At 70.2% G+C, this 23,765-nt stretch carries 20 protein-coding genes; 4 read left to right on the forward strand and 16 right to left on the reverse strand.

All coding sequences use genetic code 11. From position 1 onward, the window contains the following. Positions 1-74 precede the first annotated feature (74 nt). Both SNE35_RS04820 and SNE35_RS04825 read left to right on the forward strand, forming a co-directional pair. Entirely contained in the window at positions 75-1,799 is a 1,725-nt protein-coding gene (locus tag SNE35_RS04820; protein ID WP_320421729.1) for a GGDEF domain-containing protein, read from the forward strand. After that, the gene (locus SNE35_RS04825; protein WP_320421730.1) at positions 1,796-2,869 is read left to right on the forward strand and encodes an asparaginase; all 1,074 of its coding nucleotides are present in this window, start codon (positions 1,796-1,798) and stop codon (positions 2,867-2,869) included. The genes SNE35_RS04820 and SNE35_RS04825 overlap by 4 nt, the downstream gene beginning before the upstream one ends. On the opposite strand, the gene SNE35_RS04830 is transcribed toward SNE35_RS04825, so the two are convergent. The 13 genes from SNE35_RS04830 to hutC all read right to left on the reverse strand — a co-directional run bounded on the left by SNE35_RS04830 (position 2,826) and on the right by hutC (position 17,860). Beyond that, complete coding sequence (locus tag SNE35_RS04830) at positions 2,826-4,253, reverse strand: efflux transporter outer membrane subunit (RefSeq protein ID WP_320421731.1); 1,428 nt, start codon at positions 4,251-4,253, stop codon at positions 2,826-2,828. The genes SNE35_RS04825 and SNE35_RS04830 overlap by 44 nt on opposite strands. Further along, positions 4,250-5,242 carry an HlyD family secretion protein gene (locus SNE35_RS04835; protein WP_320421732.1) on the reverse strand — a complete coding sequence of 331 codons (993 nt, stop codon included), beginning with the start codon at positions 5,240-5,242 and terminating at the stop codon, positions 4,250-4,252. The genes SNE35_RS04830 and SNE35_RS04835 overlap by 4 nt, the downstream gene beginning before the upstream one ends. Next, positions 5,239-5,448 carry a DUF1656 domain-containing protein gene (locus SNE35_RS04840; protein ID WP_320421733.1) on the reverse strand — a complete coding sequence of 70 codons (210 nt, stop codon included), beginning with the start codon at positions 5,446-5,448 and terminating at the stop codon, positions 5,239-5,241. The genes SNE35_RS04835 and SNE35_RS04840 overlap by 4 nt, the downstream gene beginning before the upstream one ends. Further along, positions 5,445-7,547, reverse strand: coding sequence for an FUSC family protein (locus SNE35_RS04845; protein WP_320421734.1), 2,103 nt, complete (start codon positions 7,545-7,547; stop codon positions 5,445-5,447). Before SNE35_RS04845 ends, SNE35_RS04840 begins: the two co-directional genes overlap by 4 nt. Before the next feature lie 21 nt (positions 7,548-7,568). Continuing rightward, positions 7,569-8,501: a LysR family transcriptional regulator gene (locus tag SNE35_RS04850; protein WP_320421735.1), complete on the reverse strand. Its 933-nt coding sequence runs from the start codon at positions 8,499-8,501 to the stop codon at positions 7,569-7,571. Positions 8,502-8,694: 193 nt separating this feature from the next. Then, positions 8,695-9,393: a PEP-CTERM sorting domain-containing protein gene (locus SNE35_RS04855; RefSeq protein ID WP_320421736.1), complete on the reverse strand. Its 699-nt coding sequence runs from the start codon at positions 9,391-9,393 to the stop codon at positions 8,695-8,697. 427 nt (positions 9,394-9,820) lie between these two features. Then, positions 9,821-11,119, reverse strand: a complete 1,299-nt coding sequence (locus tag SNE35_RS04860) for an NCS2 family permease (RefSeq protein WP_320421737.1) — start codon at positions 11,117-11,119, stop codon at positions 9,821-9,823. A gap of 203 nt (positions 11,120-11,322) precedes the next feature. Next, positions 11,323-12,879, reverse strand: a complete 1,557-nt coding sequence (locus tag SNE35_RS04865) for a methyl-accepting chemotaxis protein (RefSeq protein ID WP_320421738.1) — start codon at positions 12,877-12,879, stop codon at positions 11,323-11,325. 338 nt (positions 12,880-13,217) lie between these two features. Further along, the gene (locus SNE35_RS04870; RefSeq protein WP_320421739.1) at positions 13,218-14,591 is read right to left on the reverse strand and encodes a formimidoylglutamate deiminase; all 1,374 of its coding nucleotides are present in this window, start codon (positions 14,589-14,591) and stop codon (positions 13,218-13,220) included. Continuing rightward, positions 14,588-15,400 (reverse strand): N-formylglutamate deformylase, encoded by an 813-nt coding sequence (hutG, locus tag SNE35_RS04875; RefSeq protein ID WP_320421740.1) that lies wholly within the window; start codon positions 15,398-15,400, stop codon positions 14,588-14,590. Before hutG ends, SNE35_RS04870 begins: the two co-directional genes overlap by 4 nt. Further along, on the reverse strand, positions 15,397-16,596 hold the full coding sequence (gene hutI, locus SNE35_RS04880; protein WP_320421741.1) for an imidazolonepropionase: 1,200 nt from the start codon (positions 16,594-16,596) through the stop codon (positions 15,397-15,399). Before hutI ends, hutG begins: the two co-directional genes overlap by 4 nt. Next, entirely contained in the window at positions 16,593-17,138 is a 546-nt protein-coding gene (locus SNE35_RS04885; RefSeq protein ID WP_320421742.1) for a HutD/Ves family protein, read from the reverse strand. Before SNE35_RS04885 ends, hutI begins: the two co-directional genes overlap by 4 nt. After that, entirely contained in the window at positions 17,135-17,860 is a 726-nt protein-coding gene (gene hutC, locus SNE35_RS04890; RefSeq protein ID WP_320421743.1) for a histidine utilization transcriptional repressor HutC, read from the reverse strand. Before hutC ends, SNE35_RS04885 begins: the two co-directional genes overlap by 4 nt. 101 nt (positions 17,861-17,961) lie before the next feature. Between hutC and hutU the strand changes: the two genes are divergently transcribed. Together hutU and hutH are read left to right on the forward strand one after the other, a co-directional pair. After that, the gene (gene hutU, locus SNE35_RS04895; RefSeq protein ID WP_320421744.1) at positions 17,962-19,659 is read left to right on the forward strand and encodes a urocanate hydratase; all 1,698 of its coding nucleotides are present in this window, start codon (positions 17,962-17,964) and stop codon (positions 19,657-19,659) included. Positions 19,660-19,670: 11 nt separating this feature from the next. Beyond that, complete coding sequence (gene hutH / locus SNE35_RS04900) at positions 19,671-21,212, forward strand: histidine ammonia-lyase (protein ID WP_320421745.1); 1,542 nt, start codon at positions 19,671-19,673, stop codon at positions 21,210-21,212. Here hutH and clsB read toward each other — a convergent pair. Genes clsB through nudB form a run of 3 tightly spaced genes read right to left on the reverse strand, consistent with a single transcriptional unit; the run spans position 21,209 to position 23,757 of the window. Next, positions 21,209-22,483 carry a cardiolipin synthase ClsB gene (gene clsB / locus SNE35_RS04905; RefSeq protein WP_320421746.1) on the reverse strand — a complete coding sequence of 425 codons (1,275 nt, stop codon included), beginning with the start codon at positions 22,481-22,483 and terminating at the stop codon, positions 21,209-21,211. The genes hutH and clsB overlap by 4 nt on opposite strands. A 3-nt stretch (positions 22,484-22,486) precedes the next feature. Further along, positions 22,487-23,305 carry an endonuclease/exonuclease/phosphatase family protein gene (locus tag SNE35_RS04910; RefSeq protein WP_348539325.1) on the reverse strand — a complete coding sequence of 273 codons (819 nt, stop codon included), beginning with the start codon at positions 23,303-23,305 and terminating at the stop codon, positions 22,487-22,489. Further along, on the reverse strand, positions 23,302-23,757 hold the full coding sequence (gene nudB, locus SNE35_RS04915) for a dihydroneopterin triphosphate diphosphatase (protein WP_320421747.1): 456 nt from the start codon (positions 23,755-23,757) through the stop codon (positions 23,302-23,304). Before nudB ends, SNE35_RS04910 begins: the two co-directional genes overlap by 4 nt. Positions 23,758-23,765 lie beyond the last annotated feature (8 nt).

A 23,765-nucleotide genomic window follows, 5' to 3' on the forward strand; every position in this document is an offset into this window, starting at 1 on the left:
TGTGTAGCATCGACACCGCAACTCCGGCGTTTTCGCGCTGTCTGGCTGCCTGGATGCATGAACCCCCTTCCCCGATGAATCGCGCCTCGATCCCCGCAACGGTCTCCACCGATACCTACGATGAGCGGCTCGCCTCGGCGCAGATCGAGACCGATGCCGGCCGCTACCAGATGGCCACGCGGCTGCTCGACGAAGCGATCGCCGCCTGCCCGCCGGCCGAGTACGGCCGCCGCGCCCACGCTCTGGCGCTGCTGGCCCACCACTACCCGCGCCTGGGCAAGCTGCACGCGAGCGTGCGCTGCGCCAGCGAGGCGCTGGCCATCTGCGAAGCCCATGGCGGCGACGAATCGGTACGCGCCGACGCGATGAGCGCGCTCTCGTACAGCTACGCGCAGTTCCTGATGGGCCGCGACGCGCTCGAATGGGGACTGCGCGCGCTGGCCGTGGCGCGCGCCGCCGGCAACCGCAGGAGCGAGGCCTGGGCGCTGAACCGCGTCGGCGTGGCCTATTCGAGCCTGGACAACCAGCGCCAGGCCTGCGAGACGACTAGCCAGGCGCTGACGATCGCCAAGACCCTGCCGGACGGCGCGCAGGCCCTGTCCTTCTCCTGCCTGAACAACCTCGCCTACTGCTGGCTCTACCGCGTCAAGGAGGCACGCCGCGCGGGCGAGCCGAATTCGCCGGCGCTGCGCGAGGCGCTCGACCAGGCGCAGGCGCTGTCGGAGCAGGCCACGCTGGTGGCGCGCGAGGCGGGCAACCCCTTCCAGGTGGCCGTGGCCGTGTCCAACCTGGTCGATGCGCTGCTGCACCGCCAGGCCTTCAACGAGGCCGAGCCGCTGCTGGCCGAGTTCGAGGCGCTGTCGCAGCAGAACGGCTACCTGTCGCTGGAACTGCAGGCGGCGGCGCAGCGCGCGCTGATCCGCATGGCGCGCGGCCAGGTCGCCGGCGCCATCGCCGAGCTCAACAGCCTGCTGCTGCGCGACCACGAGGGCGGCCTGCCGCCGAAGCTGCGCCGCATCCTGATCCACGCGCTGTACGAGGCGCACAAGGCCTGCGGCGAATACCGCGAGGCGCTGGGCTACCTGGAGCAGCACATCGAGCTGGAGCGCCAGATCGCGCGCGACACGCAGACCCTGCAGAACGAGATCATGCAGATCCGCAACGAGGTGGACCAGGCGCAGGCCCGTGCCGAGACGGCGCTGCAGGCCGCCGCGCACGAGCGCGAGCGCGCCCGCCACCTCGAGACCGAGCAGCAGCAGTTGCGCGCCCAGGCGATGGCGCTGGACCGCGCCGCGCACGAGGACGTGCTGACGGGCCTGCACAACCGCCGCCATGCCGAGTACGCGCTGCCGCTGCTGGTGGAGGGCGCGCGCCAGGCCGGCTCGCAGATCTGCATGGCGATGCTGGACGTCGACCACTTCAAGCAGGTCAACGACCGCTTCGGCCACGGCGTCGGTGATGCGGTGCTGCACCAGCTCGCGGCCCTGCTGCGCAGCAAGATGCGCGGCGCCGACCTGCTGGCTCGCATCGGCGGCGAGGAGTTCCTCGTCGTGATGGTGGGCACGACGATCGACCTGGCCCTCGCGATCTGCGAGCGCCTGCGCGAAGCCGTGGCCGCATGCGACTGGGAAGCCACCGCGCCGGGCCTGGCCGTGCGCGTCAGCATCGGCCTGGCCGGCGACCGGCCGCCACCCGAGGCGCGGCTGCTGCTGGACCGCGCGGACGCGGCGCTCTACGCGGCCAAGCGCGGCGGCCGCGACCGCGTGCACGTGGATCACGATGCTGTAAACCCGGAATGACGACGAACAACCCCATCCTCGCCGAGGTGCTGCGCGGCAGCGCCGTCGAATCCCTTCACGCCGGCGCGCTGGCTATCGTCGATGCCGGCGGCGCCGTCCACACGGCGCTGGGCGACGTGGACCGGCCGATCTTCCCGCGCTCCGCCGTCAAGGCGCTGCAGGCACTGCCGCTGGTGGCCAGCGGCGCAGCGGAACGCTTCGGCTTCGGCGACGAGCAGCTCGCCATCGCCTGCGCCTCGCACAGCGGCGAGCCCGAGCACGTGGCCACCTCGGCCGGCATGCTCGCCCGGCTGGGCCTGGACGCCGACGCGCTCGAATGCGGCACCCAGTGGCCCAGCCGCGAACCGGTGCTGCGCGGCATGCTGGCACGCGGCGAGCAAGCCACGCCGCTGCACAACAACTGCTCCGGCAAGCACGCCGGCTTCGTCTGCGTGGCCTGCGCGATGGCGCTGGCGCAGGGCCGCGAGCCGGCCGAGTTCGCGCGCGGCTATGTGGCACCGAATCACCCGGTGATGCGCGAGGTGAGCGCGGCACTGCAGGCGACCACCGGCTTCGATCTGGCGAAGGCGCCGCGCGGCACCGATGGCTGCTCGATCCCGACCTATGGCATCCCGCTGCGCGCGCTGGCGCTGGCCTTCGCGCGGCTGGGCACCGGGCAAGGCCTGAGCCATGAACATGCGCGCGCCGCGCAGCGGCTGCGCAAAGCGGTGGCGGCCGCACCGTTCATGGTCGGCGGCAGCGCGCGCTTCGACACGCTCGTGATGGAAGCGCTGGGCGAAAGGCTGTTCTGCAAGGTTGGTGCCGAAGGCGTCTACTGCGCCGCCCTGCCCGAGCTAGGCCTGGGCGTGGCGCTGAAGATCGACGATGGCGCCGTGCGGGCGGCGGAGGCGGTGATGGCCTCAGTCGCGGAGCAGTTGCTGACCTTGCACGACGCTCAAGCCGCACTGCTGCGCGGCTACAGCAACATGCCGCTGAAGAACTGGAACGGGATCGAGGTCGGCACGGTGCGGGCCACGGTTGCCGCTCTCACTGCTGTTCCCAACCGCCACCCAGCGCCAGGAACAATCTGACCTGATCCTGCGCCAGCTCCGCATCGGTGCTGGCCAGCGTGACGTCGGCGCCGATCAACGTGCGCTGCGCGTCGAGGCTGCTGGCGTAGGGACGGCGGCCGGCCTCGAAGTAACGCTTCTGTTCGGCAGCGAGTTCGGCCGCCTTGTCGCGGGCGATCCGTTGTGCGTCGCGGCGTTCGAGGTCGCGGCGGTAGCGGCTCAGCGCCGTCTCGGTTTCGGCCAGCGCCTGCAGCACGACACCGTCGAACTGCGCCAGTGCCGCCTGCGAATCGGCCTCGGCCATCTTCACGCGGGCCTTCGCGCCCTGGTCGGGAATGGTCCAGCTCAGCAGCGGGCCGATGCCGAAGGTCTGAGTGGCCGGCTGGCCCAGGTGTTCGGCGATGCCGACGAGGCCAGCCGAGGCGCCGATGCTGATGCTCGGGTACAGCGAGGCCGTCGCCACGCCGATGCGCGCGCTGGCCACCGCAGCCTGGCGCTCGGCCTGGCGCACGTCGGGACGGCGCTTCAGCAGCGCGGTGCCGTCGCCGACGGGCAGCGGCGCGATCAGCTCGGGCAAGACCGCGCAGCGCACGCTGGCAGGGTCCAGCTCCTGCGGCGTGCGGCCCAGCAGCGCGGCGAGGCGGTAGAAGCCCGCTTCGCGCTCGGCGTCGAAGCGCGGCAGGCCGGCGCGCTGCGCCTCCAGCAGCCCTTCGGCACGCAGCACGCTGCTGTCGTCGCCGCGGCCGGCGTCGTCCATGCGGCGCGCGAGCGTCAAGGTGCGCTGCGCCAGCAGGAGCGAACGCTCGGCCACAGCCTTCTCCGTCTGCGCGTGGCAGACCTGCAGATAAGCCTGCACCGTCTGCGCGACGACGCTGACGCGGGCCACGTCCTGCGCGGCCTCGACGGCCTGCAGGTTTGCCTCGGCCGCTTCCTCGCCGCGCTTGAGCTGGCCCCACAGGTCGAGCTGGTAGGACGCATGCAGCGCCAGCTCGCCCTCGTTGGCGACCGGCAACTGTTCGGACAGCAGGTAGGCCTCGCCCGATTCACGCGCGCGCTTCACGGCGGCGACGGTGCCGACGTGCACGTTGCGCTCGGCATCCACCTGCGTGACCAGCGCGGCAGCGCGACGCAGGTGCGCCTCGGCCGCGCGCAGCGAGGTGTTGGCCTGCAGCGCCTGCGCCACCAGCGCATCCAGCTCGGCGCTGCGGTAGAGCCGCCACCACTGCGGCGGCAGCGGGTCGAGGCTCACGGTACCGGCCTGCGCCTGCTGGAACGAGGCCTGCGCGGCCGGGCGCTTCACCGCCGCGTCGGCCGGCACCTGATAGTTCGGACCGACGGTCGTGCAGCCGGCCACCAATGCAGCGGCGACTGCCAGCAGCAGCGGTCGCAGGACGGCGGGCTTCACGGCCGGCCTCCCTGTTGTTCCAGCACCGAGACGGTGGCGGTGCGGCCGATCGTCGGCCGTTCGCCGGCAGGCCAGGCATCGACGGCGATGCGCACCGGCACGCGCTGCGCCAGCCGCACCCAGTTGAAGCTGGGGTTCACGTTGGGCAGCATGTTGTTGCCGCTGGTGCGGTCGCGGTCCTCGATGCCGGCGGCCACGCTCTGCACATGGCCGCGCAAGGTCGCGTCGCGGCCCATCAGCCGGATGCTGACGGCTTGGCCCGGCTGCAGGTGGTCGATCTTGGTTTCCTCGAAGTAGCCATCGACGTAGACGGCGCCGCCGTCGACGACCGACAGCACCGGCCGGCCCGTGGCCACGTAGTCGCCGACGCGCGGCGCGCGGTCGTTCAGGTAGCCGTTGACGGGGCTGCGCACCGTCGTGCGTTCGAGGTTCAGCTCGGCCGTGTTCAGCGCGGCCGTGGCCGCCGCCTCGCTGGCCTGCGCCGCGGCCTGCTGGGCCTGGGCCAGCGCCACCGCGGCCTCGCCCTGATGGACCTTCAGGTCGCCCTGCTCCACCGTCTCCTGCGCGACCAGGTCGGACAGCTTGCGGTTGCGCGCGGCCTCGCGCTGCGCCTGCTCCAGCAGTGCGCGCTGGTTGGCCAGCGCGGCGCTCGCCTGGCCGCGGGCGGCGCGGCTCTGCGCGACGGCGGCGCGGGCCTGCGAGACGGCCAGCTCATAGCGCGCCGGATCGATGCGGAACAGCACGTCGCCGGCGTGCACGGCCTGGTTGTCGCGTACCTGCACCTCGGTGACGAGGCCGCCCACGTCGGGCGCGACCTGCAGCACGTCGGCGCGCAGGTGGGCATCGCGGGTCCAGGGTGTGTCGGCGTAGCGGGCCCAGACCTCGCGGCCGGCCAGCGCGGCGACGGCCACGACCACGAGCGTCAGCGCCACAGGCGCCAGCTTGCGGGCCATGCGGCCCAGGGACGATGAGTTTGATGAAGCTTTCATGAGGACCATCCAGCGCTCCAGCGCACGACGGCGCAGAGCACGATCACGTAGAGCGAGACATTGAAGAGCGAGCGGTGCCAGACCCAGCGGTACACGCCGAGCCGCCCGAAAACCCAGCGCAGGCCGGCCACGCCGATGTAGGCGAGCAGCAGCGGCAGCGCGAGCGCGGGCAGGTAGATGCCGTAGAAGGTGAGGTCGCCGATCATGGGGAAACAACTCCAGGGTTGGGCGAGGCCGCGTTCGCCGAATTCGCCAGGGTCAGGCGCAGTTCGACCAGTGCCTGCAGCGCGTCGCGGCCTTCGGGAAGGCCGGCGGCCAGCCCGTCGATCGCCGCCTCGATGCGCCCGCGCAGCACGGTGCCGGCCTGCAGCGGTTGGCCGACCGGCAGGCGCAGGCGCCGGCTGTAGTGCAGCTCCAGCGCATCGAGCACCGCCTGCACGCGGCGCGCAGCCTCGGGCGCGAGGCCCGGCAACTCGCGCTGCAGCAGCACCGCGCTGAAGCCGACGCGCAGTTCGGCCAGGCCGTCCGTGCCCTGCAGCCCGGTGCTGGCGGCCAGCCGGGGCAGCAGCTGCGAGAGGCGGTCGATCATGCGGGCGCGCAACGAGGCGATGTCGCTGCCGTGGCGGCCGCCGGCCGTGCGGGCCAGGTCGGCCCAGCTGGCGCGCAGCAGCCGATGCAGGCTCAAGGTCGCGCCGAAGGGCCGCGTCAGCAGGGTCCACACCAGCGCCAGCAGGTTGCCGGCGATGCTGGCGACGCTGCTGTTGACGAAGGCGCTGAAGTCCGCGTTGTAGGCATCGCTGAGGCCCAGGCCGGTGGCGAGCGTGACGCTCAGGCCCATCGCGGTGATGGCGAAGGCCGGCCGCGTCACCAGCGTGCCGATGACGAGGAAGATCGGCGCCAGCACAAGCACCAGCGTCTCGAACTCGTGCGCCGAGGGCATCACGACGAAGAGCAGCAGCACGCCCAGCACCAGGCACGCCGTATTGACCCAGAAGAAGGCGAGCTGCGAGGGCGCGGGCTCGTCCTGCGCGGCGAAGAAGCAGCAGCAGACGGCGCACATGATCACGGCGCCGGCGCCGTCGGCCCAGCCGCTGAAGATCCAGCCCAGGCAGGCCAGGAAGGTGACGGTGCAGACCGACACGGCCGAGAAGAGCTGCATGCCGTGGTCGTGGTGGCGCACGGAGGGGCTGAAGGTCCAGCGCTCGTAGGCCGGCACCCAGGCGGGATCGAGCCGGCCTTCGTCCATCATCCGCTGCAGCGCGCGGCAGTCGCGCCAGAGCTGAACCAGGCCTTCGAGCCGCATCAGCACGTGCCGATGCAGCAGCGGCAGCGCGGGGCCATCGGCCGGGCGGCGGCGCAGTGCCTGCTGCAGCTCGGTGCCGGCAGCGTCGGTGGCAGCCGAGGGCGGTGCGGCGATCCAGTCGGCGATCCCATCCATTTGCGCCGCCAGGCCCGCAGCGATGCCGCCGGGCTGCGCACCCAGCGCCCGCACCGCATCGCTGACGGAAGACAGGGTCGGCAGCAGCAGCGAAAGCCGCATGCGTAGCTCGCGGGCGATGCGGACGAGGTCGTCGCTGTCGGTGTCGTGGCGCAGGTGGCTGATGAACTGGTCCATCGCCAGCACGTCGGCCGCCAGCCGGTGCGCGCTGGAGAGGCTGCGCGCGTCGCGCGGCTGACCGTGGGCCTCGCTACGCAGCAGGCCGGTGGCCCAGATGCCGGCGTCGTCCAGCCAGGCGCGGAAGCGCGCCTGCAGCACCGGCGCCGCCTTGCCCGGCAGCACCAGCGCGGAGACGAGGCTGGCGCAGACGATGCCCAGCAGGATCTCCTCGGTCCGCGCCACGGCGAAGGTGAACACCTGGTCCGGCGCCTGCACCATCGGCAGCGCGATCATCGGCAGCGTGTAGGCGGCCAGCATGTAGACGTAGTTGCTGGGCAGCCGGTCGAGGAAGGACAGGTACAGCAAGGTGCCGGTCCACACCGAGATGAACAGGCTCAGCAGCACCGGCGTGTCCACCAGCAGCGGCAGCACCAGCACCGCCACGCTGGCGCCGATCAAGGTGCCGAGCACGCGGTACAGGCCCTTCGAGCGGGTCGCGCCGGTCAGCGGATTCGAAACGACGTAGACCGCCGCGAACGCCCAGTAGGGCCGCGGCAGGCCCGCCGCCAACGCCAGGTAGAAGGCCAGCATCGCGGCCAGGAAGGTCTTGCCGGAGAGCAGCCATTCGCGCGCGCTAGGCAGGTGCGAGAGCGCGCGATCGAGGCGGGCTTCGAAGCCGCCGATGGGGTTTGCTGCCGATGATTGCATGATGAAGGGAGGCTTCGGTGCTCAGCGGGCGCCGGTGAGCCAGGGATCGCGGTCGTCGTCGGGGAAGACCTCGAACAGGAAATCGAGAAAGGCGCGCGTCTTGGCCGGCAGGTACTTGCGCGAAGGCATGGCCGCGAACACCGAGATCTGGAACAGATGCCAGCCCGGCAGCACCCGCTCCAGCCGGCGCTCCGCGATCGCCTGCGCGACGGCGTAGCTGGGCATCGCGGCGATGCCCAGGCCGGCGGTCGTCGCGGACATCGTGATGTCGATCTGGCCGGTGGACAGCGGCGCGTTCAACGGCGTGAACTGGAAGGGCTTCGCGCCCTCCAGGCCGCGGTCGGGCTGCAAGGTCATGCTCTCGGTCAGCGGCGAGACCATCATCTCGTGCTCGCGCAGCTCTTCGGGCGCAGACGGGCGGCCATGGCGCGCCAGGTAGGCGGGCGAGGCGCAGAGGATCATGTGCGAGCGCGCCAGTCGCCGCGCGACGAACTCTCCGCCGTCGATGTTGTCGCCGCGCGCGGTGATCAGGCTGACGTCGAAGCTCTCATCCAGCGACTCCACCGGCCCGGGTGCCGACAGGCCCACCGTCAGCTTCGGATAGCGGCGCCGGAAGCCGACCAGCAGCGGTGCAAGCTGGTAGGTCGCGAAGGCCGAGGGCGCCAGCACCTTCAGGTGGCCGCTGAGCGAATGGCTGGCGGAGCGCACCGAGTTCTCGGCCTCTTCCAGCTCGCCGAGGATGCGCCGCACCTGCTCCAGGTAGGACTCGCCGGCCTCGGTCAGCACCAGGCGCCGCGTCGTGCGGTTGATGAGCCGCGCGCCCACGTGCGCTTCGAGATCGTTGATCAGCCGCGTGACGACCGAGGGCGAGAGGTTCATCTCGCGGGCCGCAGCGGCGAAGCCTTGCCGGTCGATCACACGGCAGAAGACTTGCAGGCTGTGGAGGCGGTCCATGAAAGCGGCAGACCCGGCCTGCAACGGGGCGGGCCGGGTCTGCCGGGGCCTGATGTTGCAGTCAGGACAATGACTGTTGAATCAGGTGCAACTTTAGATTCCCGCGCCCACAAGAACAATCGGACGTCAGGCAATGGATAGTTGCCATATCAGCAAGTATCGAGCGCTCGGGGCAATGATTGCCCCGGGGCGTTCAGGCCTTCCTGCGGCGGCTCAACTGGCGCCCACCCACGGCGAGCAGGCCCACGGCCAGCAGCGCGGCGCTGGTGGGTTCCGGCACCGGTGCAGCCAGCGCGATCGATACGTTGTCGATCGAGATCGAGCCCGGGTCGGTCGTCACGTAGGCGCTGCCGTTGTTGAACAGCGAGATCGCGATCTCGCCGGACACCGGCGCCGTGAACAAGGTCGTGACCTTGGTGAAGTCGATGACGTCGCCGTAGGGGCCGCCGACCGGCACGTTGTACGAAGTCTCCTGGTAGACCGTGGCGCCACCGTCGGAGAACATCACGTCCAGCAACGGTGCCTTGCCGCCATCGGAATCGGCGACGTACAGCGTCAGCGCGTAGGTCTGGCCGGCAACGAAGTTGTCGACGATCTGCGTGATGCCGGCGCGGAAGCCGGTGGTGATCGGGTCCAGGCCGACGTACTGGTTGCCGAAGGGCGTGACGCCGTAGGAGTTGCCGTAGTTGTCGATCAGGTCGCCGTTGACGAGCGCGATCGGGCCGTGGAAGGTCTTGATCCAGTCGGCGATCGTGCCGGTGGACGTGCCCGGACCGGCCAGCTGGTTGTCCTCGAAGCTGCCGTTGAGGATGGTCGGCGCGTCGGCGGCCGAAGCGGCGGCGGCCAGCGAGGCCAAAAGGAGGGCCAGGGAAACGGAAACGGTTTTCTTCATGGTCTTGGAAGCTCTGAAACGAATACGAGAAGAAGTCGGCGGCGCGGGTGCGCGCTTTCGACGATGACGGCGACCGCAGGTCGTGCGGATCACCGGTCAGGCCGCCACTTGAAAGCCGGGCGGCCCTTACTGCGCAGGCATCGAGATGAGTGCTCTTCTGGCTGTGCCGCGACGGGTCACGGCAACGACGAGGACCTCCTGTTGATTCACGAGCCAACGGCGAAATTCGACTCGCCTCGCAGCGAGTGCTTCCGCTCTTTGTGAATTAGTGCCGGAAAGTGTAGAAATGCCCGGAAGGGGCAACTTCCGGGCAATCCCGCTTGCTGCGGGCAGGCTCTACATGTCACGCGTGCGCGCGGCCTGCAGGGGGCCGTCCGCACTGCGCACAGTCGTCGCAACCGAGGCGGAGCCGCCTCGTAACGACCGTTCAACCGCCGACGTAGACGTACTTGAACAGAAACACCGCAGCAATGATCCACAGCATCCAGTTCACCTCGCGAGCGCGGCCGGTGAACAGCTTCAGCGCGGCGTAGGTGATGAAGCCGAAGGCCAGGCCGTTGGCGATCGAATAGGTGAAGGGCATCGTCAGCGCGGTGACGGTGGCGGGGATGACTTCCGTGGTGTCGGCCCAGTCCAGTTCGGTCAGCTCGCGCAGCATCAGGCAGGCGACGAAGAACAGCGCCGGCGCCGTGGCGTAGGGCGGCACCACGCCGGCCAGCGGCGCGATGAACAGGCAGGCCAGGAACAGCAGCGCCACGGTGATCGCCGTGAGTCCCGTGCGGCCGCCGGCCTGGACGCCGGCAGCGCTCTCGACGTAGGCCGTGGTGCTGGAGGTGCCCAGCAGCGCGCCGGCGAAGATGGCGCCGCTGTCGGCCAGCAGCGAGCGGTTGAGCCGCTCCATCTTGCCCGGCACCAAGAGGCCCGCGCGCTTGGCCACGCCCATCAAGGTGCCGGTGGCGTCGAACAGCTCGACCAGGAAGAACACCAGCACGACGTTCAGCACGCCGCCGGTGAAGGCAGCCTTGATGTCCAGTTGCAGGAAGGTCGGCTCGATCGAGGGCGGCGCCGAGAACAGGCCGTGGAACTGGTTGCCGGCGAAGAAGAAGGACGCGATCGTGACGGCGACGATGCCGATCAGGATTGCGCCGGGCACCTTCAGCCGGTCCAGCACCGCGATCAGCACGAAGCCGAGCACCGCCAGCACGGCCGGCGCCTTGTGCAGGTCCCCGAGGGTGATGAAGGTGGCCGGCGAGGCGGCCACGATGCCGGCGCTCTTCAGCGCGATCAGCGCGAGGAACAGGCCGATGCCGACGGTGATCGCATAGCGCAGCGAGACCGGGATCGCGCGGATGATCAGCGCACGCAGGCCGAACAGCGAGACCAGCAGGAACAGGCAGCCCGAGACGAACACGGCCCCCAGCGCCGCCTGCCAGGTGAAGCCCATGTGCAGCACGACGACGTAGGCGAAGTAGGCGTTGAGGCCCATGCCGGGCGCCAGCGCGATCGGGTAGTTCGCGTAGAGGCCCATGATCGTCGTGCCCAGCGCGGCGATCAGGCAGGTGGCCACGAACACGGAGTCCTTGGGCATGCCGGCATCGCCGAGGATGGAGGGGTTCACGAAGATGATGTAGGCCATCGTGAGGAATGTGGTGAGGCCAGCCACCAGCTCGGTGCGCACCGTGGTGCCGTGTTCCTGCAGCTTGAACACGCGTTCGGTCCAGTTCATCGGGATCTGTCTCCGTTGTCTCTTCGGATTTGTCTCAAGGTCCGCGCAGGCGGCACCAAGGAGCCGGGCGTCTTCTGTCTCGCCACTGTCCCGGACGGACCGGGGCCGATGATCCGCGCGCCGCATGCACGCCGGCATACGCTGCGGCGTATAGGCTCTATGCAGCGCGGATGATGACTCGGGCAAACCCCGAGAAACAAAGACTAGGCCAGTTTGAACACGGCCACTGACTTCGACAACTGGTCCGCCTGCTGCTGCAGGCTGGCCGCGGCGGCGGCGGACTGCTCGACCAGGGCGGCGTTCTGCTGCGTCATCTGGTCGAGGTTGGTGATCGCCAGGCCGATCTGGCTGATGCCGCTGCTCTGCTCGTGGGTGGCGTGGCTGATCTCGCCGACGATGCCGCTGACCCGCTGGATCGAGGCGACGATGTCGCTCATCGTCGAGCCAGCCCGCTCCACCAGTTGCGCGCCGTTCTCGACGTTCTCGCCGCTGATGCTGATCAGGGACTTAATCTCCTTGGCCGCCTCGGCGCTGCGCTGGGCCAGGGTGCGCACCTCGCCCGCCACCACGGCGAAGCCGCGGCCCTGCTCGCCCGCCCGCGCCGCCTCCACGGCCGCGTTGAGCGCCAGGATGTTGGTCTGGAAGGCGATGCCGTCGATCACCGAAATGATGTCGCCGATGCGGCTGGACGAGGCGCTGATCTTGCCCATCGTGCTGACCACCTCGCCGACGACATTGCCGCCGCGCTGCGCCACCTCGGCGGCGTCGCGCGCGAGCCGGTTCGCCTCGCGTGCGGATTCGGCGTTCAGGTTGACGCTGGCGGTGAGCTGCTCCATCGCCGAGGCCGTTTCTTCGAGGTTGGCGGCCGTCTGCTCGGTGCGCATCGACAGGTCCTGCGCGCCGGCCGCCACCTCGGCCGAGGCGGTGGCGATGCTGTCGGTGGCGCCGCGCACGCTGCTGACGACGCCGGCCAGCGAGTGCTGCATGTCGCGCACGCCGCGCATCATCGCGGCGGTCTCGTCGCGGCCATCCACCGAAACGTCGCGGCTCAGGTCATGCCCGGCGATGCGGCCGGCATGCTCGACCGCCCCCTGCAGCGGCTGCACGATCGAGCGGATGTTGAAGACCGTGTAGGTGCCGATCGCCGCGACGGACAGCGCCATCACCAGCGCCAGCGAGGTGCGGATCTCGCGCTCGGCGGCGTCCAGCGCGCGCACCTGCTCGGCCGAATGCTTGTCGATCATCTCGGTCATCGTGGCCAGCGTCTTGTCCATCGCGCGCACCGGGGCCTTCAGCGGCTCCATCGACTTGTTGGCCGTGGCGGTGTCCGGGAACTCGCCCTGCGCGATGCGGCCGGCAATCGCCTCGTAGCCGCTGCGGTACTGCTGCAGCGCCGTCGCCATCTCGGCGGGCAGGCGGCGCACATCGAGCGGGATGTCGAGCTTCTCGATCGCGCTGAGGCCCTGGGCGACCTTGCCGTAGGTCTCGGTCCAGTCGGCGCGGTATTTCTCGACGGCCTTGGCGTCGGCCAGGTTGATCAGCGTGTCCTTCTCGTAGCGCCGCAGATTGCCGACGCCGGCGCGCACGCCGGCGAGCTGCGTCAGCGCCTCGACGTCGTTGTCCACGTAGTGCGTCAGGTTGTCCTTGGCGCGGCTGAGGCTCAGCAGGCCGTAGCCGCCGATCAGCAGCATGGCGGCCACCGCCAGCGCGCTCAGCAGGTACAGGCGGGCACGGATGGAGTAACGGCGCAGGCTCGGCATCGCTCGCTCGCTTTCAGCAATATCGTCGGCTCCCCGCGATCGAGCCTAACAGCAAGCCTCGACGGATAGAAGCCCTGAGGAGCCTGTCGGACTTGGGCATGGCCCTGCGTTGTGCGACACAGCCCGCAGGCAAGGCGCACACCGCAAGCCGGGCTCGTGCCCGGCGAGGATGGGCAACGCCGAATGCGGGCTGTGTCGCACAACCCTTCGGGCCGCCGCCTGGGGCTGCCATGCGGCGTTGCCCGCTCGTTGTGTGGCCTGCCACACCGCCTCGCGTGCGCCTTGCCTGGCTGCCCCAGGCGACGGCGCAGGGCCATGCCCAAGTCCGACAGGCTCCTCTAGCGCCAGAGCTGTTGCATCAACGCGGCGAATTCGGCCGCGATCGCCGCGTCCTTCGGATGCCGGCCCTGGCTGAGCACCTGGCGGCCGGCGACGAAGACATCGCGCACGACCTGACCCTGGCCGCCGGAGAACACCAGGCCGTCCAGCAGGTGTTCGGTCGACAGGCCCAGCAGGCCCTCGGCCTGCTCGTCAAGCACGAGGAAGTCGGCCCGCGCACCGCTCTGCAGGCCCCAGGCGGCGAAGCCGGCCGGCGCGGCACTGCCCGCACGCGCGGCCTCGAACAGGCGCGCCGCCGTGCTGGGTGCGCGCGGCGGATCGGCGGCGACGTTGCGGCGCTGCAGCGCCAGGCGCTGGCCATACTCGAGCCAGCGCAACTCCTCCGGCCAGGCGCGGGTGACATGGCTGTCGGAGCCGATGCTGACGGGCACGCCGGCCGCGAGCCAGCCCGGCAGGTCGATCAGGCCGTCGCCGAGATTGCCCTCGGTGCCCGGGCAGATCACGACCGAGGCGCCGCGGGCCGCCACCTGCGCGATCTCGTCGCGCGTCGCGTGCGTCGCGTGGACGAGATGCCAGCGCGTGTCTGGCGCCGCCTCTTCGCAGAGCCAGGCGATCGGCCGACGGCCGGTGTGGGCCAGGCAGTCGCGCACCTCCTGCTGCTGCTCGGCAATGTGGATGTGGATCGGGATGTCGCGATCGCCGACCCGGCTGCGCAGCGCCGCGATGTCATCGGGGTTGGCGGCGCGCAGCGAGTGCAGCGCCACGCCGGCGTTGACGAGCGGCCGGCGCGCCGCCTCGATGCGCCGCGCGGCGGCATCGACCCAGGCGGCGTCGGTGGCGAAACGGCGCTGGTCCTCGCGCAGGCCCGCCTGGCCGAAGCCGCTGCGCGCATAGAGCACCGGCAGCAGGGTCAGGCCCAGCCCCGCCGACTCGGCCGCCTCGGCCAGCGCCCAGCTCATGGCCAGCTCGTCGTCCGCATGGGGCCGGCCATCAGGCTGGTGATGCAGGTAGTGGAACTCGCAGACCTGCGTGTAGCCGCCCTTCAGCAGCTCCACGTAAAGCCGCGCAGCGATCGTGCGCAGTTGCTGCGGGGAGAGCCGCAGCGCCAGGCCGTACATGCGGTCGCGCCAGGACCAGAAGTCGTCGTCACCGTCGCGGCGCTCGGCCAGTCCGGCGAAGGCGCGCTGGAAGGCATGGCTGTGGGTGTCGACCAGACTGGGGATCACCGGGCCGGCCAGCACCTGGGAACCGTCGGCCGGCGCGTCCGGCTCGATGCGCTGCCAGTGACCTCCGGCATCGGCGCTCAGCCGGACCTTGTGCTGCCAGCGCCCGTCGACCCAGGCCGCAGGCGCCCAGTAGGTCACCCCGGTCATCGGGCCGCGGGCTTGTAGGCCAGCAGCGTGGACAGCAGCCGCTGCAGCAGCGGCTGCACCTGGCCAGCCAGCGCTTCGTCGTAGCCGTAGGACTCGTCCTCGCTCATGTAGCAGCGCCAGCACATCTCGAGCTGCACGGCGTGCTGGCCGAGATCGGGCCGGCCGTAGTGGCGCGTGATGTAGCCGCCCTTGAAGCGGCCGTTGACGACCTGCAAGTAGTCGTCCTGCGCGGCCAGCAACTCCGACAGCGCCTGCGTGATCGCCGGGTCGCAGGAGCGGCCGTCGACGGTGCCGAGGTTCAGCGCCGGCAAGGTGCCCTCGAACAGCCAGGGCAGTTGCGACTTGATGCTGTGTGCGTCGAACAGCAGCACGTAACCGTGCAGTGACTTGAGGCGATCGAGCTCGGCCTGCAGCGCGTTGTGATACGGGCGCCAGTAGGTATCGATGCGGCGGCGCTTCTCGGCGGCATCGGGCTCGCGGCCCGGCTGGTACAGCGGCTCGCCGGTGAAGAAGCGGGTCGGGCACAGCTCGGTGTTGGACGCGCCGGGGTACATCGGTGTGTCCTCAGGCGGGCGGTTGAGGTCGATCAGGAAGCGCGAGTAGCGCGGCACGATGAGACTCGCGCCCAGCGCCTCGGCGATGCCGCCGTACAGGCGCTCCAGGTGCCAGTCGGTGTCCTCGGTGCGGCCGGCGCGCGGCTGGACATAGCGCTCGGCCTGGTCGTCAGGGATCACGGTGCCAACGTGCGGCATGCTGATCAGCAGCGGCGCGGTGCCGCGCTGGAATCGGAAAACTTGGTTGCTGCTCATGAGGGCTCGGGTTGGGTGCGCCCGCCGCGCACTCTGAGGCGCAGCGGGTTGCGGCCGAAGTAGTAGGCCAGTTCGTTCGGGTGCTCGATATCCCAAGCGCAGAAATCGGCGCGCAGGCCGGCGGCGAGCCGGCCGCGATCGGCCAGGCCCAGCGCACGCGCGGCGTTGACGGTCATGCCGCGCAGCGCTTCTTCCGGCGTCAGGCGGAACAAGGTGCAGGCCATGTTCAGCATCAGCAGCGGAGACAGCGTGGGCGAGGTGCCGGGGTTGTGATCGGTGGAGACGGCCATCGGCACGCCGGCTTCGCGCAGCGCGGCCACCGGCGGCAGCTTCGTCTCGCGCAGGAAGTAGTAGGCGCCGGGCAGCAGCACCGCCACGGTGCCGGTCTTGGCCATCGCCTGCACGCCCGCCGGGCTCAGGTGCTCCAGGTGATCGCAGGACAGCGCATCGAACTTGCAGGCGAGCTGGGTGCCGCCCTGGTCGCTCAGCTGCTCGGCGTGCAGCTTGACGGGCAGCTTCAGCGCGCTGGCCGCCTCGAACACGCGACGTGTCTGTGCGGGTGTGAAGCCGATGCCTTCGCAGAAGGCGTCGACGGCATCGACAAGACCTTCTGCCTGCAGCGCCGCCATCCAGTCGCAGACGGCGGCCACGTAGTCGTCCTGGCGGCCGGTGTACTCGGGTGGCAACGCATGCGCGCCCAGGTAGGTGGTGACGACGTCGGCCCCCTGCAGGCGACGGGCGACGCGCAGCGAGCGCGCCTCGGCCTCCAGGCTGAGCCCGTAGCCGGACTTGATCTCGACGGTGGTGACGCCCTCGCCCGCTAGCGCATCGAGCCGGCGCTGCGCCAGCGCCAGCAGTTCGCCCTCGCCCGCGGCGCGCGTGGCGGCCACCGTCGAGCGGATGCCGCCGCCGGCGCGGGCGATCTCCTCGTAGCCGGCACCGTGCAGGCGCATCTCGAACTCACGGGCACGCTGGCCGCCGTAGACCAGGTGCGTGTGGCAATCGACCAGGCCCGGCGTGACGACGGCGCCGCCGAGGTCCCGCACGCTATCGTGCGCCGGCGCCGCGCTGGCATCGCCGACCCAGGCGATGCGCTCGCCCTCGGTGAGCAGCGCGCCGTTCTCGATCCAACCCCAGGGCGCGGGGCCATCCAGCGAGGCGAGCCGCGCGTTGTGCCAGAGCACGCGTTCGCTCATTCGTTAGGGCTCCAGGCCATCCACCAGGCCGCACCGCTGCCCTCGAAACGCATCGGCTGCGCCGCCGGCTCTTCGCACCAGGCCAGGCTCAGCGGCGCCAGCGGCATGCGCCGGCCGCCATGGTCCAGCACGCCGCCATCGGCCGTGAACAGCAGCGCCAGCCGGCCGGCCAGCGCGCACGGCGCATCGGCCGGCTGCACCTCGACACGGCCGTGGCTGCGCAGGTGCATCAGGTTGAAGTCCAAGGTCGGGCCCTTGATCAGCTCGCAGTCGGGCCCCAGCGAGCCGTCGAAGCTCAGCAGCTCGCTGCCGGCGGAAAGTTCGTAGTCGTAGAGCCGCACGCCATTGCCGCGCAGCACGGCGAACCAGCGCTGCACACCGGGGAAGCTGGAGAACGGGCCATCGGCCTCGATGTCCGCCACGCTGACGCGCAGGATCCAGTCCGACGGATGCGGCCAGGCCAGCAGCTCGCGCGTGCGGCCCCCGCCGTTCTTCCAGGCCTGGGGCTGGACGTCGTCGGCGCTGATGCAGCTCCAGCTCATGCTTGAAATCCACCTTCGAGTAAATAGGTCGAGCCGGGGTGCGAGAGCTTCACCGAGGTCACCGCCACGCCGCGGCTGAAGGTGCGGCGCTTGACGACCAGGCAGGGCTCGCGCTTGGAGATGCACAGCAGCTTGGCCTCCAGGTCGGAGGGCAGCAGCGCCTCGATGGTGTACCGCGCCTCGGACAGCGGCGCAACCTTCAGCAGATATTGCGTCGGGGTCGTCTGCTGGAAGTCAACGTCCAGATACTCCGGCGCGGTGGCCGGGTTGACCAGGCGGTCTTCGCACTGGATCGACTTGCCGTTCTCGAAGTGCACGACGACGCTGTGGAACAGCTTGTCGCCCGCGCGCAGGCCGAAATCGCCGGCCTGCTCGGCCGTGGCCGCCACCGTCTCCAGCAGGTGCACGCGCAGCTCGTGCTTGCGGCCGCGCGCCTGCACCTCCTCGGCCAGGTCGCGCACGGTCAGGGTGGACGAGATCCGGTGCAGGTCGGCCACGAAAGTGCCCACGCCCTGCATGCGCTGGATCAGTCCGTCTTGATAGAGCTCGCGCAGCGCGCGGTTGACCGTCATTCGACTCACCTTGAACAAGGAGACCAGGTCCGACTCGGACGGCAACAGGTCTCCCGCCACCCAGCGACCTGAGGAAATTCCCTCGCGCAAATGGTTTTTGACCCGGAGATATTGAGGCGCCGGATCCGCCGTCGACAGTGCTTCAGACATGGTGCGAAATCGTATTTAACGGTATTTGACTGCACTTGTCTATACAAGTAGAGTCAGGATCAAGCGGGACAAAAAAGCCCGTCACTAACGGAGCCAGCGCCATGACGACATCGCCCCCCAATGCCACGCCGCGCCCCGTGCGCGCGCCTACGGGCACCACTCTGCATTGCAAGAGCTGGACCACCGAAGCCGCGTACCGCATGATCCAGAACAATCTGGATCCTGTCGTCGCGGAGAACCCGGACGCCCTGGTCGTCTACGGCGGCATCGGCAAGGCCGCGCGCAACTGGGATTGCTTCGAAGCCATCCTTTCCTCCCTGAAGGAGCTGAACGAGGACGAGACGCTGCTGATCCAGAGCGGCAAACCGGTGGGCGTATTCCGCACACATGCCGATGCGCCGCGCGTGCTGCTGGCCAACTCGAACCTCGTGCCGGCCTGGGCCACCTGGGAGCACTTCAACGAGCTCGACCGCAAGGGCCTGATGATGTACGGCCAGATGACGGCCGGCTCGTGGATCTACATCGGTTCGCAGGGCATCGTGCAGGGCACCTACGAGACCTTCGCCGAAGCCGGCCGCCAGCACTACGGCGGCTCGCTGAAGGGCCGCTGGGTGCTCACCGCCGGCCTGGGCGGCATGGGCGGCGCACAGCCGCTGGCCGCGACCTTTGCCGGCGCGTGCTCGCTGACCATCGAGTGCCAGCAGTCGCGCATCGACTTCCGGCTGAAGACCCGCTACGTGGACGAGCAGGCCGCGGACCTCGATGACGCGCTGGCCCGCATCGCCAAATACGCGGCCGCCGGCGAGGCCAAGTCGATCGCGCTGCTGGGCAATGCCGCCGACGTGCTGCCGCTGCTGGCCGCGCGCTGCCGCGCCGACACCGCGATCAAGCCCGACCTGGTCACCGACCAGACCTCGGCCCACGACCTGATCAATGGCTATCTTCCGGTGGGCTGGACCGTCGAGCAGTGGAAGGCCGCCGCGGCCGATCCGGCGCAGCATGCGGAGCTGAAGGCCGCCGCGTCGCGCGGCTGCGCGGTCCATGTGCAGGCGATGCTGGACTTCCAGGCCATGGGCATCCCGACGGTGGACTACGGCAACAACATCCGCCAGGTCGCCTTCGACCAGGGCGTGAAGAACGCCTTCAACTTCCCCGGCTTCGTACCCGCCTACGTGCGCCCGCTGTTCTGCGAGGGCAAAGGGCCGTTCCGCTGGGTCGCTCTTTCAGGGGACCCGGAAGACATCCGCAAGACCGATGCGAAGCTGAAGGAGTTGTTCCCCCACAACGAGAAGCTGCACCGCTGGCTGGACATGGCTGGCGAGCGCATCGCCTTCCAGGGCCTGCCCGCGCGCATCTGCTGGCTGGGCCTGGGCGAGCGCCACATCGCCGGCCTCGCCTTCAACGAGATGGTGAAGAGCGGCGAGCTGAAGGCACCGATCGTCATCGGCCGCGACCACCTGGACAGCGGCTCCGTCGCCAGCCCCAACCGCGAGACCGAGAGCATGAAGGACGGCTCCGACGCCGTCTCCGACTGGCCGCTGCTCAACGCACTGCTGAACACCGCCGGCGGCGCCACCTGGGTCAGCCTGCACCACGGCGGCGGCGTCGGCATGGGCTACTCGCAGCACAGCGGCGTCGTGATCGTCTGCGACGGCACGGAAGCTGCTGCACGACGCATCGAACGCGTGCTCTGGAACGATCCCGGCACCGGTGTGATGCGTCACGCCGATGCGGGTTACGAAAGTGCAGCAGCCTGTGCCCGCGAACAGGGCCTGAAGCTGCCGATGCTGGGCCGCTGAACAAGAAAGCCATGACGACTTCCATCGACATCATCCCCGGCGAGCTGAACCTCGCCCAGCTGCGCGCCATTCGCACAGGCGGCGTCGCGCTGCGCCTGCACGCCGGCGCCACCGAGGCGATCGAACGCAGTGCCGCCCTCGTGCAAGCCGCCGCGGCCGGCGACTCGCCGGTCTACGGCGTCAACACCGGCTTCGGCAAACTCGCCTCCAAGCGCATCGGCAAGGACGAGCTGGCCGCGCTGCAGCGCAACCTCATCCGCTCGCACTGCGTCGGCGTCGGCGCGCCGCTGGCGCCCGGTGTCGTGCGGCTGATGCTGGCGACGAAGGCGGCATCGCTGGCGCGCGGCTACTCGGGCGTTCGCATGGAAGTCGTGCACTGCCTGCTCGATGCCTTCAATGCCGGCCTCGTGCCCTTCGTGCCGGCACAGGGCTCGGTCGGCGCTTCGGGCGACCTGGCGCCGCTGTCGCACATGACCTTGGCACTGATGGGCGAAGGCGAGATGCTCGTCGACGGCCAGCGCCGCCCGGCGATGATTGAGCTAGAGAAGGCCGGCGTGAAGCCGCTGGTGCTGCAGGCCAAGGAGGGCCTGGCGCTGATCAACGGCACGCAGACCTCCACCGCGCTGGCGCTCGACGCGCTGCTGCGCTTCGAGGTGGTCTTCGAATCGGCGCTCGTCAGTGGTGCGCTGAGCCTGGACGCCGCACGCGGCAGCGACGGCCCCTTCGATCCGCGCATCCACGCGGTGCGCGGCCAGCCGGGCCAGATCGAGACGGCCGCCGTCTACCGCCAGTTGCTGGCCGGCAGCGCGATCCGGCAATCGCATCGCGAAGGCGACGAGCGCGTGCAGGACCCGTATTGCCTGCGCTGCCAGCCGCAGGTGATGGGCGCCTGCCTGGACCAGGGCCGCTACGCGCGCGACGTGCTGCTGCGCGAGGCCAATGCCGTCACCGACAACCCGCTGGTATTCAGCGATGACGGCGCGATGATCTCCGGCGGCAACTTCCACGCGGAACCCGTGGCGCTGGCTGCCGATGCCCTCGCCTGCGCCATCGCCGAAGTCGGCGCGATCGCCGAGCGCCGCATCGCGATGCTGATCGACACCGGCGTCTCGCGCCTGCCGCCTTTCCTGACCGGCAATGCCGGCCTCAACAGCGGCTTCATGATCGCCCACGTGACGGCCGCCGCGCTGGCCAGCGAGAACAAGTCGCTCGCCCATCCGGCCAGCGTCGATTCGCTGCCGACCTCGGCAAACCAGGAAGACCACGTCTCGATGGCCACCTTCGCGGCCCGGCGCCTGGGGCAGATGCTGGACAACACCGGCCACGTCGTCGCGATCGAGCTGCTGGCCGCCGCGCAGGGCATCGAATTCCTGCGTCCGCTGGTGAGCTCGGCAGCGCTGGAAGACGCTCACGCGCTGCTGCGCAAGACCTGTCCCCCGATGCCGGACGACCACTACCTGGCGCCGGACATCGAGCACGCAAAGACGCTGGTCGACGCGGGCGAGTTCGCCGCGCTGGGGCGTCGCGCGACCGGCTTCGCGTCCCTGGGCTAGTACCTGCCGCCTGCGCCAGCGACACGCAGGTAGACGTAGGCAATCCAGGCGACCAGGGCCCTGCCGGCCACAGCACGCAGGCCGCGGGCCGGCTGTTCGCGCACCTCGACCGAGGCGGCGAGCGCCGTCTCGATCTCGGCCCGCAGCGCGCCGGCGAAGCCCTCGTCCAGCACCAGCACGTTGGCTTCCAGGTTCAGCAGCAGCGACAGCGGGTCGATGTTGGAGCTGCCCACCGTGGCCCACTCGCCGTCGATGACCGCCACCTTCGCATGCAGGAAGGCCGGCGAGTATTCGTGGATCTGCACGCCATCGCCCAGCAGCTCGGCGTAGAGCGCATGTGCGGCGACGGCAGCGATGCGGTAGTCCACCTTGCCCTGCAGCAGCAGCCGCACGCGCACGCCGCGCCGCGCCGCCGCGCACAGCGCCTGGCGGAAGCGGTGGCCAGGGTAGAAGTACGGGCAGATCAGGTCGACGCTGGTGCGCGCGAGCCGGATCGCCTCGACGTAGGCGTGCTCGATCGTGCGGCGCTGGCGCAGGTTGTCGCGCAGCACCACGGCCACGCGCACGGGGCTCAGGTCCCGCCCACCGGGCGGCGGGTCGCGCGGCATGCGCAGGCTGCTCAGCAGGTTGCGCATGCGGCGCACCGGCGAGCCGCTGCGCGCCACCGCCAGCATCTCCTCGCCGAAATCGCGGCCCAGCCAGGCGCGGGTCCAGACGGCGCGCGCCGCTTGCGCTACCGGCGCCACCGCGTCGCCGCGCAGCTCCACCGCGAAGTCGAGCCGCGGCTCATCGCTGCGGCCGTGATGGATGTCGAGCCGGTCCTCGATGATGTTGACGCCGCCGACATAGGCCACCTCGCCGTCGACGACGCACAGCTTCTGGTGCAGGCGCCGCAGCTGCCCCGGCTGCAGCCAGCGCCACCAGCGGTCCAGCGGCCGGAACACCGCCAGCGCGACACCGCTGCCGCGCAGCGCCTCGGTGAGCCAGGCCAGCGGCGCCTTGGAGCCGAAGCCATCGACCACGACGCGCACCCGCACGCCGCGCGCTGCCGCGGCGCGCAGCACCCGTACCAGCTCCTCGCCAGCGGCGTCGTGGTTGAAGATGTAGGTGGCGAGCCAGACCTCGCTGATGGCGGCCTCGATGCGCGCGCACTGCGCCGGGAAGAGCTGGTCGCCGCCGCGCAGCAGGCGTACCTCGTTGCCGCCGCTGAAGCTCGGGTAGGCGGGGCCGTACCAGCTGGCGATGCGGGACAGTCGCTGGCGTTTCCCCATGCCCTATTCGAGTTCCAGCTCGACGACCAGGGGCAGGTGGTCGGACATGCGCGCCCAGGCCGGCCCGCGCGGGACCTGCATGGCCGCGCAGCGCAGCCCGCGCATGTAGACGCGGTCCAGCGCGAATAGCGGGAAGGACGAGGGAAACGTCGGCGGACGCGGCCGGCCGTGCGGCGGCTGCGCGCGGCGCAGGCCGTGCTTGTGCATCGGCGTGTCGAGCTTCTCGCTCCAGTCGTTGAAGTCGCCGGCAATCACCAGCGGCGCATCGGGCGGGATCTCAGCTGCGATGTAATCGGCGAAGCGTTGCACCTGGCGCACGCGGCCGCCGTGCATCAGGCCCAGGTGGGCGACGACGGTGTGCACCTCGACACCGTTCCACTGCACCGGCACGTGCAGCAGGCCGCGCTGCTCGAAGCGGTGGTCGGACACGTCGTGATGGCCGATCTCGCCGAGGCGCCAGCGCGACAGCAGCGCGTTGCCATGCTCGCCGTCCTTGGTGACGGCATTGGTGCGGTAGGCCACCTCGTAGCCCTCGGGCGCCAGGAACTCGGCCTGCCCCTCTTCAGGCCAACCGAAATAGGTGTGGTCGAAGTCCTTGGCGTGGCGGTGGTTGAACAGGCGCACCTCCTGCAGGAACACGAGGTCCGCTTTCAGCGCCTCGACGCCCAGGCCCAGGTTGTGGATCTCCAGCCGCTTGCGCGGCCCCATGCCCCGCACACCCTTGTGGATGTTGTAGGTGGCGATGCGCAGCCGCGGCCGGGCGAGGTCCGCCGGCGGGGCATCGACGGAATCGGCGAACTGGGTCTTCAGCGGTTTCGTCATGACCTGAATCGGGGCAATTGAAGTACCGCCTCCGCGTTCGAAGGCGAAAAGCACAGATCGGCGGCCTCGGCCCAGGGCAGCCAGCGGTACTGCAGATGCTCGCGCGGCGCCAGGCGCACGGCGCTTGCCTCGGGCACGGTCAGGCCGAACACGTGCTCCAGGTTGTGGGTGACGCCGGGCGCGTAGCGGTGGCGCCAGACGGGGTAGATCTCGTAGTGGTTGGCAAGCTGCCAGTCGACCAGTTCGCCGCCCTCGATGCCCGTTTCCTCGAAGACCTCGCGCCGGGCCGTCTCGACGAGCGGCTCGTCGATGCTGTCCTTGGAGCCGGTGACGCTCTGCCAGTAGCCGGGCTTGTCGGCCCGCTCCAGCAGCAGCACCTGCAGGTCGGGGGTGTGGATCACGACCAGCACCGATTCGGGGATCTTGTAGGGCTTGTTCTCGTTCTCTTGCATGACGGTGG

Origin of the sequence: Roseateles agri, assembly GCF_034043675.1 — a bacterium.
In the GTDB taxonomy this organism is placed as follows: Bacteria; Pseudomonadota; Gammaproteobacteria; order Burkholderiales; family Burkholderiaceae_C; genus KK5.

Excerpts from the sequence above, each read along its gene's own strand:
- SNE35_RS04820 (WP_320421729.1), top strand. The coding sequence starts at position 75 with ATGAATCGCGCCTCGATCCCCGCAACGGTCTCCACCGATACCTACGAT.
- SNE35_RS04825 (WP_320421730.1), top strand. The coding sequence starts at position 1,796 with ATGACGACGAACAACCCCATCCTCGCCGAGGTGCTGCGCGGCAGCGCC.
- SNE35_RS04835 (WP_320421732.1), bottom strand. The coding sequence starts at position 5,242 with ATGAAAGCTTCATCAAACTCATCGTCCCTGGGCCGCATGGCCCGCAAG.
- SNE35_RS04840 (WP_320421733.1), bottom strand. The coding sequence starts at position 5,448 with ATGATCGGCGACCTCACCTTCTACGGCATCTACCTGCCCGCGCTCGCG.
- SNE35_RS04845 (WP_320421734.1), bottom strand. The coding sequence starts at position 7,547 with ATGCAATCATCGGCAGCAAACCCCATCGGCGGCTTCGAAGCCCGCCTC.
- SNE35_RS04850 (WP_320421735.1), bottom strand. The coding sequence starts at position 8,501 with ATGGACCGCCTCCACAGCCTGCAAGTCTTCTGCCGTGTGATCGACCGG.
- SNE35_RS04855 (WP_320421736.1), bottom strand. The coding sequence starts at position 9,393 with ATGAAGAAAACCGTTTCCGTTTCCCTGGCCCTCCTTTTGGCCTCGCTG.
- SNE35_RS04860 (WP_320421737.1), bottom strand. The coding sequence starts at position 11,119 with ATGAACTGGACCGAACGCGTGTTCAAGCTGCAGGAACACGGCACCACG.
- SNE35_RS04865 (WP_320421738.1), bottom strand. The coding sequence starts at position 12,879 with ATGCCGAGCCTGCGCCGTTACTCCATCCGTGCCCGCCTGTACCTGCTG.
- SNE35_RS04870 (WP_320421739.1), bottom strand. The coding sequence starts at position 14,591 with ATGACCGGGGTGACCTACTGGGCGCCTGCGGCCTGGGTCGACGGGCGC.
- hutG (WP_320421740.1), bottom strand. The coding sequence starts at position 15,400 with ATGAGCAGCAACCAAGTTTTCCGATTCCAGCGCGGCACCGCGCCGCTG.
- hutI (WP_320421741.1), bottom strand. The coding sequence starts at position 16,596 with ATGAGCGAACGCGTGCTCTGGCACAACGCGCGGCTCGCCTCGCTGGAT.
- SNE35_RS04885 (WP_320421742.1), bottom strand. The coding sequence starts at position 17,138 with ATGAGCTGGAGCTGCATCAGCGCCGACGACGTCCAGCCCCAGGCCTGG.
- hutC (WP_320421743.1), bottom strand. The coding sequence starts at position 17,860 with ATGTCTGAAGCACTGTCGACGGCGGATCCGGCGCCTCAATATCTCCGG.
- hutU (WP_320421744.1), top strand. The coding sequence starts at position 17,962 with ATGACGACATCGCCCCCCAATGCCACGCCGCGCCCCGTGCGCGCGCCT.
- hutH (WP_320421745.1), top strand. The coding sequence starts at position 19,671 with ATGACGACTTCCATCGACATCATCCCCGGCGAGCTGAACCTCGCCCAG.
- clsB (WP_320421746.1), bottom strand. The coding sequence starts at position 22,483 with ATGGGGAAACGCCAGCGACTGTCCCGCATCGCCAGCTGGTACGGCCCC.
- SNE35_RS04910 (WP_348539325.1), bottom strand. The coding sequence starts at position 23,305 with ATGACGAAACCGCTGAAGACCCAGTTCGCCGATTCCGTCGATGCCCCG.
- nudB (WP_320421747.1), bottom strand. The coding sequence starts at position 23,757 with ATGCAAGAGAACGAGAACAAGCCCTACAAGATCCCCGAATCGGTGCTG.